This is a genomic window from Streptomyces sp. WAC05292, assembly GCF_003949955.1.
Taxonomy (GTDB): Bacteria; Actinomycetota; Actinomycetes; order Streptomycetales; family Streptomycetaceae; genus Streptomyces; species Streptomyces globosus.
Window position 1 is genome coordinate 1 of record NZ_RPSE01000275.1, and the last position, 8,557, is coordinate 8,557.

The 8,557-nt window shown below is 73.5% G+C and carries 6 protein-coding genes and 1 pseudogene; all 7 read left to right on the plus strand.

What is annotated here, in order from left to right:
* The first annotated feature begins 79 nt into the window (after window positions 1-79).
* The gene (locus tag EF903_RS23570) at window positions 80-1,807 is read left to right on the plus strand and encodes a UDP-N-acetylmuramoyl-L-alanyl-D-glutamate--2,6-diaminopimelate ligase (protein WP_125546292.1); all 1,728 of its coding nucleotides are present in this window, start codon (window positions 80-82) and stop codon (window positions 1,805-1,807) included.
* Window positions 1,804-3,228, plus strand: a complete 1,425-nt coding sequence (murF, locus tag EF903_RS23575) for a UDP-N-acetylmuramoyl-tripeptide--D-alanyl-D-alanine ligase (protein WP_125546294.1) — start codon at window positions 1,804-1,806, stop codon at window positions 3,226-3,228. The genes EF903_RS23570 and murF overlap by 4 nt, the downstream gene beginning before the upstream one ends.
* Window positions 3,225-4,295 carry a phospho-N-acetylmuramoyl-pentapeptide-transferase gene (gene mraY, locus EF903_RS23580; RefSeq protein ID WP_125546296.1) on the plus strand — a complete coding sequence of 357 codons (1,071 nt, stop codon included), beginning with the start codon at window positions 3,225-3,227 and terminating at the stop codon, window positions 4,293-4,295. Before murF ends, mraY begins: the two co-directional genes overlap by 4 nt.
* On the plus strand, window positions 4,277-5,716 hold the full coding sequence (murD, locus tag EF903_RS23585) for a UDP-N-acetylmuramoyl-L-alanine--D-glutamate ligase (RefSeq protein WP_125546298.1): 1,440 nt from the start codon (window positions 4,277-4,279) through the stop codon (window positions 5,714-5,716). Before mraY ends, murD begins: the two co-directional genes overlap by 19 nt.
* 65 nt (window positions 5,717-5,781) lie before the next feature.
* Complete coding sequence (ftsW, locus tag EF903_RS23590; protein WP_125546300.1) at window positions 5,782-7,176, plus strand: putative lipid II flippase FtsW; 1,395 nt, start codon at window positions 5,782-5,784, stop codon at window positions 7,174-7,176.
* Window positions 7,177-7,182: 6 nt separating this feature from the next.
* Complete coding sequence (gene murG / locus EF903_RS23595) at window positions 7,183-8,277, plus strand: undecaprenyldiphospho-muramoylpentapeptide beta-N-acetylglucosaminyltransferase (RefSeq protein ID WP_114057193.1); 1,095 nt, start codon at window positions 7,183-7,185, stop codon at window positions 8,275-8,277.
* A 32-nt stretch (window positions 8,278-8,309) separates the two neighbouring features.
* Window positions 8,310-8,557: pseudogene (locus EF903_RS34785) on the plus strand (hypothetical protein); the annotation flags it as partial.

Here is an 8,557-nt window from a genome sequence, read left to right on the forward strand (position 1 = left end):
CCCCCCGACCCGGCACGACGCCCGGCCGGTGACCCCCGGGCCGCCGCGCCGGCCCCCGAGGAACCGTGAGGCACCACCAGTGACCACGATCACCCCCGAACCCGGGAACCAGCCGGCCGGGGCCGCCCCCGGCGGGCCCTCGCTTCGCGGGCGGCCCGCCGCGCCCGGTACGCTCACCGCCGTGTCCCACGCTGATCAGCCCAGAACCACCCCGCAGGACGCCCCGGCAACGCCGCCGGGCGCGCCCCGGCCCGCGTCCGTCCGCCCGACCCCGCTCGGCGCGCTCGCGCACCTGCTGGACCCCGGCGCCCCCGCGGAGCCCTCGGGCCCGCAGATCACCGGGATCACGCACGACTCCCGTGCGGTGCGCCCCGGCGACCTGTACGCGGCCCTGCCCGGCGCCCGGTTGCACGGCGCCGACTTCGCGGCCCAGGCGGCGGCCCTCGGCGCCGCGGCGATCCTGACCGATCCCGCGGGAGCGGAGCGCGCGGCCGCCACCGGCCTGCCCGTGCTCACCGCCGACGACCCGCGCGGCCGCATGGGCGCCCTCGCCGCCGAGATCTACGGCCGCCCCGGCGAGGGCCTGCTCCGCATCGGCATCACCGGAACCTCCGGGAAGACCACGACGGCGTACCTCGTCGACGGCGGCCTGCGCGGCGCCGGCCGCACCACCGGGCTCATCGGCACCGTCGAGATGCGCATCGGCGGCGAGCGCATCAAGTCCGAGCGGACCACCCCCGAGGCCACCGACCTCCAGGCCCTGTTCGCCGTCATGCGCGAACGCGGCGTCGAGGCCGTCGCCATGGAGGTCTCCAGCCACGCCCTGGTGCTCGGGCGGGTCGACGGCTGCGTCTTCGACGTCGCCGTCTTCAACAACCTGAGCCCGGAGCACATGGAGTTCCACTCCGACATGGAGGACTACTTCCAGGCCAAGGCGCAGCTCTTCACCGAGCGCCGCGCCCGCCTCGGCGTGGTCAACACCGACGACGAGTACGGCCGGCGCCTCGCCAAGGAGTCGCCGATCCCCGTCACCACCTTCTCCGCCCAGGGCGACCCGGCCGCGGACTGGCGCGCCGAGGACGTCGTCTTCGGGCACATGGACTCCACCCTCACCGTGGTCGGCCCGGACGGGCAGCGCATCGCCGCCCGGGCCCCGCTGCCCGGCCCGTTCAACGTCGCCAACACCGTCGCCGCGATCGCCGCGCTCGCCGCCGCCGGCATCGACCCGCAGACCGCCGCCGACGGCGTCGCCGCGGTCCCCGGCGTCCCCGGCCGCCTGGAGCGCGTGGACGCGGGCCAGCCCTACCTCGCCGTGGTCGACTACGCGCACAAGACCGACGCCGTCGAGTCCGTGCTGCGCGCCCTGCGCGAGGTCACCGCCGGCCGGCTGCACATCGTGCTCGGCTGCGGCGGCGACCGCGACTCCACCAAGCGCGGCCCGATGGGCGCGGCCGCCGCCCGGTTCGCCGACACCGCCGTGCTCACCTCCGACAACCCGCGCTCCGAGGACCCGCTGAAGATCCTCGCCGCGATGTTCGAGGGGGCCGTCTCCGTGCCCGCCGCCGAGCGCGGCGCCGTCCTCGTCGACGCGGACCGGGCCGCGGCCATCGCCGCCGCCGTCGCGCGCGCCGAGCCCGGCGACACCGTGCTGGTGGCAGGCAAGGGCCACGAGCAGGGCCAGGACACCGCAGGTGTCGTACGCCCCTTCGACGACCGCGCGGTGCTCCGCGCCGCGATCGAGGCACAGGCCGCGCACGCCGTGCGGCCGCACGAACCGAACGTCCACAAGGCCGAGGTGAACCAGTGATCGCCCTTTCCCTCGCCGAGATCGCCGACATCACCGGCGGGCGGCCCCACGACATACCGGACCCCTCGGTGAGGATCACGGGGCCCGTCGTCATCGACTCCCGCCAGGTCGAGGCCGGCAGCCTGTTCGCCGCGTTCGCCGGCGAGCGCGTCGACGGGCACGAGTTCGCCGAAGGCGCCGTCGCCGCCGGCGCCGCGGCCGTGCTCGCCACGCGCCCCGTCGGCGTGCCCGCGATCGTCGTCGACGACGTCGAGAGGGCCCTCGGCGCCCTCGCCCGCGCCGTCGTCCTCCGCCTCGGCACCGACGTGGTGGCCCTGACCGGCTCCGCGGGCAAGACCTCCACCAAGGACCTCATCGCGCAGGTGCTCCAGGCACACGCCCCCACCGTGTGGACGCCCGGCTCCCTCAACAACGAGATCGGCCTGCCGCTCACCGCGCTGCGGGCCACCGAGGAGACCCGGCACCTGGTCCTGGAGATGGGCGCCCGCGGCATCGGCCACATCGCCTACCTCACCGGCCTGACCCCGCCCCGCATCGGCGTCGTCCTGAACGTCGGCACCGCCCACATCGGCGAGTTCGGCGGCCGCGAGCAGATCGCCGTCGCCAAGGGCGAGCTCGTCGAGGCCCTGCCCGCGGCGGCCGACGGCGGCATCGCCGTCCTCAACGCCGACGACCCCCTCGTGCGCGCCATGTCCGCCCGCACCAAGGCCCGTACGCTGCTCTTCGGCGAGGCCGACGACGCCGACGTCCGGGCCACCGATGTCCGGATGACGCCGGCCGGGCAGCCCTCCTTCACACTTCACACACCCACCGGGTGCGGCGAAGTGACCTTGCGCCTGTACGGTGAGCACCACGTGTCGAACGCGCTCGCCGCGGCCGCCGTCGCCCACGCGCTGGGCATGTCCGCCCTGGAGACCGCCACCGCGCTCTCCGGAGCGGGCACGTTGTCCCGGTGGCGGATGGAGGTCACCGAGCGGGCGGACGGCGTCACGGTCGTCAACGACGCCTACAACGCGAACCCCGAGTCCATGCGGGCCGCACTGCGCGCGCTGGCCGCGATGGGCGGCGCCGCCAGGGCGAACGGGGGGCGCACGTGGGCGGTGCTCGGTCCCATGGCCGAGCTCGGTGACGCCTCGCTGGCCGAGCACGACGCGGTGGGACGGCTTGCCGTCCGGCTCAACGTGAGCAAGCTCGTCGCGGTCGGGGGCATCGAAGCGTCCTGGCTGCAACTGGGCGCCTACAACGAGGGTTCGTGGGGTGAGGAGTCGGTGCTCGTGTCCGACGCGCAGGCGGCGGTCGACCTGTTGCGCAGTGAACTGCGCCCGGGTGACGTCGTGCTGGTGAAGGCTTCCAGGTCGATCGGGCTGGAGCGGGTCGCAGAGGCGCTGCTGGCCGGCGAGGGCGAGGTCGCCGGCCGATGAGGCAGATCCTGTTCGCCGGTGTCATCGGCATGTTCCTCACGGTCATCGGCACCCCGCTGCTGATCAAGCTGCTGGCCCGCAAGGGCTACGGCCAGTTCATCCGCGACGACGGCCCGCGCGGCCACCTGGGGAAGAAGGGCACGCCCACCATGGGCGGCATCTCCTTCATCCTGGCCACGCTCATCGCGTACGCCCTGACGAAGGTGCTGACCGGCCAGTCGCCGTCGCTGTCCGGCGTGCTGGTGCTGTTCCTGATGGCCGGCATGGGCCTCGTCGGCTACCTCGACGACTACATCAAGATCGTCAAGCGGCGGTCGCTCGGTCTGCGGGCCAAGGCCAAGATGGCCGGCCAGCTGATCGTCGGCATCGCCTTCGCCGTGCTCGCGCTCCAGTTCAAGGACGCGCGCGGGCTGGCCCCGGCCTCGACCAAGCTGTCGTTCGTCACCGACTTCGGCTGGTCGATCGGCCCCGTCCTGTTCGTGGTCTGGGCGCTGTTCATGATCCTGGCCATGTCGAACGGCGTGAACCTGACGGACGGTCTGGACGGCCTGGCCACCGGCGCCGCCGTGATGGTCTTCGGCGCCTACACCTTCATCGGCGTCTGGCAGTTCCAGGAGTCCTGCGCCAACGCGCAGACCCTGACCAACCCCAACGCCTGCTTCGAGGTGCGCGATCCGCTCGACCTCGCGGTCGTCGCCTCCGCCCTGATGGGCGCCTGCTTCGGCTTCCTGTGGTGGAACACCTCGCCGGCCAAGATCTTCATGGGCGACACCGGCTCGCTGGCCCTCGGCGGCGCGCTCGCCGGCCTCGCGATCTGCTCCCGCACGGAGTTCCTGATCGCCCTCCTCGGCGGCCTGTTCGTCCTCATCACGCTGTCGGTCGTCATCCAGGTCGGCTCCTTCCGGCTCACCGGGAAGCGCGTCTTCCGCATGGCGCCGCTCCAGCACCACTTCGAACTCAAGGGCTGGTCCGAGGTCCTCGTCGTGGTCCGCTTCTGGATCATCCAGGGCATGTGCGTCATCGTCGGCCTCGGCATCTTCTACGCGGGATGGGCAGCGGACAAGTGACCTCCTGGCAGGGCAAGAACATCACCGTCGCCGGCCTCGGCGTGAGCGGCATCAGCGCCGCCCGCGCCCTGGCCGGCCTCGGCGCCTCCGTCACCGTCGTGGACGGCGGGGACTCCGAGGGCCACCGCGCGAAGGCGGCCGAACTCGCCGGCCTGGGCGTCTCCGTACGCCTCGGCGACGCCGAGACCCTCCCCGAGGGCACCGGCCTGGTCGTCACCTCGCCCGGCTGGAAGCCCGACAGCCCGCTGTTCCGGGCGGCCGCCGAGGCCGGCGTCGACGTCGTCGGCGACGTGGAGATCGCCTGGCTGCTGCGCGACTCCCGCCCGGACCGCAAGGCCGCCCCCTGGCTCGCCGTGACCGGCACCAACGGCAAGACCACCACGACCCAGATGCTCGCCTCGATCCTGCGGGCCGCCGGCCTGCGGACCGCGGCCGTCGGGAACATCGGCACCCCGATCATCGACGTGGTGCTCGGCGAGGAGGAGTACGACGTCCTCGCAGTGGAGCTCTCCAGCTACCAGCTGCACTGGGCGCCCTCGGTGCGCGCCCACTCGGCCGCCGTGCTGAACCTGGCGCCCGACCACCTCGACTGGCACGGCTCCATGGAGGCGTACGCCGCCGACAAGGGCCGCATCTACGAGGGCAACACGGTCGCCTGCGTCTACAACGTCGCCGACCCGGCCACCGAGCGCCTCGTCGAGGAGGCCGACGTCGAGGAGGGCTGCCGCGCCATCGGCTTCACCCTCGGCGCCCCCGGCCCCTCCATGCTCGGCGTCGTCGACGGCATCCTCGTCGACCGGGCGTTCGTCGAGAACCGGCAGCGCAACGCGCAGGAGCTCGCCGAGGTCGCGGACGTCAACCCGCCCGCCCCGCACAACATCGCCAACGCCCTCGCCGCGGCCGCCCTGGCCCGCGCCTTCGGCGTCCCGCCGCGCGCCGTCCGCGACGGCCTGCGCGACTTCCGGCCCGACGCGCACCGCGTCGCCCGCGTGGACGAGGTCGACGGCGTGGTGTACGTCGACGACTCCAAGGCCACCAACACGCACGCCGCGGAGGCCTCGCTGGCCGCGTTCGAGCCCGTCGTGTGGATCGCGGGCGGCCTCGCCAAGGGCGCGACCTTCGACGAGCTGGTTCAGAAGTCCGGCAAGCGGCTGCGCGGCGCGGTGCTGATCGGCGCCGACCGGGCGCTCATCGCCGAGGCGCTGGCGCGACACGCCCCCGAGGTCCCGGTCGTCGACCTCGACCGGACGGACACTGGGGCGATGCTCGCGGCGGTCCGGGAAGCGGCCCGTCTCGCCGAGCCCGGCGACACGGTCCTGCTGGCGCCCGCCTGCGCATCGATGGACATGTTCGCGAACTACAACGAGCGCGGGGACGCGTTCGCGGACGCGGTGCGCGAACTGGCCGCCGGGAGCGCCTAGACCGGGCAGGAAGGTCCGCCCCGACCGGCCGCCCGCCCCGTACGAGTGGAGGGGAAGGTCACGAGATGCCGGCCAGACAGGTGCTGCCCGGGCGGCGGCCGTCCGCCGCGAAACCGGCGCGGTCCCCGCGGGGCCCCGCAGCCCTCAGACCGCAGGGCCGCCGCCGCCCGCCGGGCCTGCGGCGCCCCGCGGGCGGCGGGCCGCTGACCCGGATCCGGCGCACCCAGCAGCAGGTGCGCCGGGCCTGGGACCGGCCGCTGACCGCCTACTACCTGATCTTCGGCAGCTCACTGCTGATCACCGTGCTCGGCCTGGTGATGGTCTACTCGGCCTCGATGATCAAGGCGCTCCAGCTGGGGCTGGGGGACGCGTACTTCTTCAAGAAGCAGTTCCTCGCCGCCCTGATCGGCGCGCTGCTGCTGTTCGCCGCCTCGCGCATGCCGGTGAAGCTGCACCGGGCGCTGTCCTATCCCGTGCTGGCCGGCACGCTCTTCCTGATGGTCCTGGTCCAGGTCCCCGGGATAGGGGTCGCGGTCAACGGCAACCAGAACTGGATCTCGCTCGGCGGCCCGTTCATGCTCCAGCCCAGCGAGTTCGGCAAGCTCGCGCTGATCCTGTGGGGCGCCGACCTGCTGGCCCGCAAGGGCGACCGGGAGCTGCTGGCGCAGTGGAAGCACCTGCTGGTGCCGCTCGTGCCGGTGGCGTTCCTGCTGCTCGGCCTGATCATGCTCGGCGGCGACATGGGCACCGCGATGATCCTGGGGGCCATCCTCTTCGGGCTCCTGTGGCTGGCCGGGGCGCCGACGCGGCTGTTCGCGGGGGTCCTCGCCTTCGCGGGTGTGATCATCGCACTGCTGATCAAGACCAGTCCGCACCGGATGTCCCGGCTGTCCTGCATCGGTGCGACGGAACCGGGCAAAGACGACCTGTGCTGGCAGGCCGTCCACGGGATCTACGCCCTCGCCTCCGGCGGATGGTTCGGTTCCGGGCTGGGTGCCAGTGTGGAAAAATGGGGACAACTGCCCGAAGCCCACACCGACTTCATCTTCGCCATCACCGGGGAGGAACTGGGACTGGCGGGGACGCTGTCGGTACTCGCCCTGTTCGCGGCTCTAGGCTATGCGGGTATCCGCGTGGCCGGACGCACGGAGGACTCCTTCGTACGGTATGCCGCGGGAGGCGTGACCACCTGGATCACGGCCCAGGCCGTGATCAACATCGGTGCGGTGCTCGGCCTGTTGCCGATCGCCGGGGTCCCGCTCCCGCTGTTCTCGTACGGCGGTTCCGCTCTGCTGCCGACCATGTTCGCGGTCGGACTGCTCATCGCCTTCGCGCGGGAGGAGCCGGCCGCACGCGCGGCGCTCGCGATGCGCCGGCCGAAGAGCGGCCGGCTGCGGACCGGGCAGAGATGGAAGACGATGAGACGGCGCGTCACGAGGCGTCCGTCCGGAGAGCGGTGAAATTCGGTGCATGTCGTACTCGCCGGTGGGGGGACCGCCGGCCACATCGAGCCGGCGCTCGCCCTCGCGGACGCCCTGCGCAGGCAGGACCCTTCCGTGGGCATCACCGCGCTCGGCACGGAGCGCGGGCTCGAAACCCGCCTGGTGCCCGAGCGCGGCTACGAGCTGGGCCTGATCCCGGCCGTCCCGCTGCCCCGCAAGCCCACCCCCGAGCTGATCACCGTCCCGGGACGGCTCCGCGGCACCATCAAGGCGGCCGAGGAGATCCTGGAGCGGACCAAGGCGGACGTCGTCGTCGGCTTCGGCGGCTACGTGGCCCTGCCCGGCTACCTCGCGGCCAAGCGGCTCGGCGTGCCGATCATCGTCCACGAGGCCAACGCCCGGCCGGGCCTCGCCAACAAGATCGGCTCCCGGTACGCGCACGCCGTCGCGGTCTCCACCCCCGACAGCAAGCTCCGCGGCGCCCGCTACGTCGGCATCCCGCTGCGCCGGACCATCTCCACCCTGGACCGCGCCGCGGTCCGCCCCGAGGCGCGTGCGGCCTTCGGCCTGGACCCCAACCTGCCGACCCTGCTGGTCTCGGGCGGCTCCCAGGGCGCCCGCCGCCTCAACGAGACGATGCAGCAGGTCGCCCCGACCCTCCAGCGCTCCGGGATCCAGATCCTGCACGCGGTCGGGCCGAAGAACGAACTGCCGCACGTCGACAACATGCCCGGGATGCCGCCCTATGTCCCGGTACCGTACGTGGACCGGATGGACCTCGCGTACGCCGCCGCCGACATGATGCTGTGCCGCGCGGGCGCGATGACCGTCGCCGAACTCTCCGCCGTCGGGCTCCCCGCCGCCTACGTCCCGCTGCCGATCGGCAACGGCGAACAGCGGCTCAACGCCCAGCCGGTGGTCAAGGCCGGCGGCGGCCTGCTCGTCGACGACGCGGAGCTGACGCCCGACTGGGTGCTCGGCAACGTCCTGCCGGTGCTCTCCGACCCGCACCGCCTGTACGAGATGTCCCGCGCGGCCTCCGAGTTCGGCCGCCGGGACGCCGACGAGCTGCTGGTCGCGATGGTGTACGAGGCGGTCGCAGCCCACAGGAACCGCTGAGGCGGGACAGCGCAGACGCAGGAGGCACAGCAGTGGCCGGAGCCAGGAGCACGCAGGGCGGGACGCCGTTCCCCGACCGGTCCGACCGGTCGGCCCGCAAGGGCCCCGGCTCCGGCCCGGGTTCCGGCCCCGCCGGGGCCGCCGAGGCGACCGGGCGGCCCGCGCGGCCCAAGGTGCCGAAGCCGTCCGAGCAGTCGCCCGCGAAGCCCCCGAAGGCGCCCAAGGCCTCCAAGGCCTCCAGGCCCTCCAAGGTTTCGGGGGCATCGGGGCGGTCCAAGGG

Bases quoted from the DNA above. Each gene is read 5' to 3' on its own strand.
- mraY (WP_125546296.1), top strand. From the start codon at position 3,225: ATGAGGCAGATCCTGTTCGCCGGTGTCATCGGCATGTTCCTCACGGTC.
- murD (WP_125546298.1), top strand. From the start codon at position 4,277: ATGGGCAGCGGACAAGTGACCTCCTGGCAGGGCAAGAACATCACCGTC.
- ftsW (WP_125546300.1), top strand. From the start codon at position 5,782: ATGCCGGCCAGACAGGTGCTGCCCGGGCGGCGGCCGTCCGCCGCGAAA.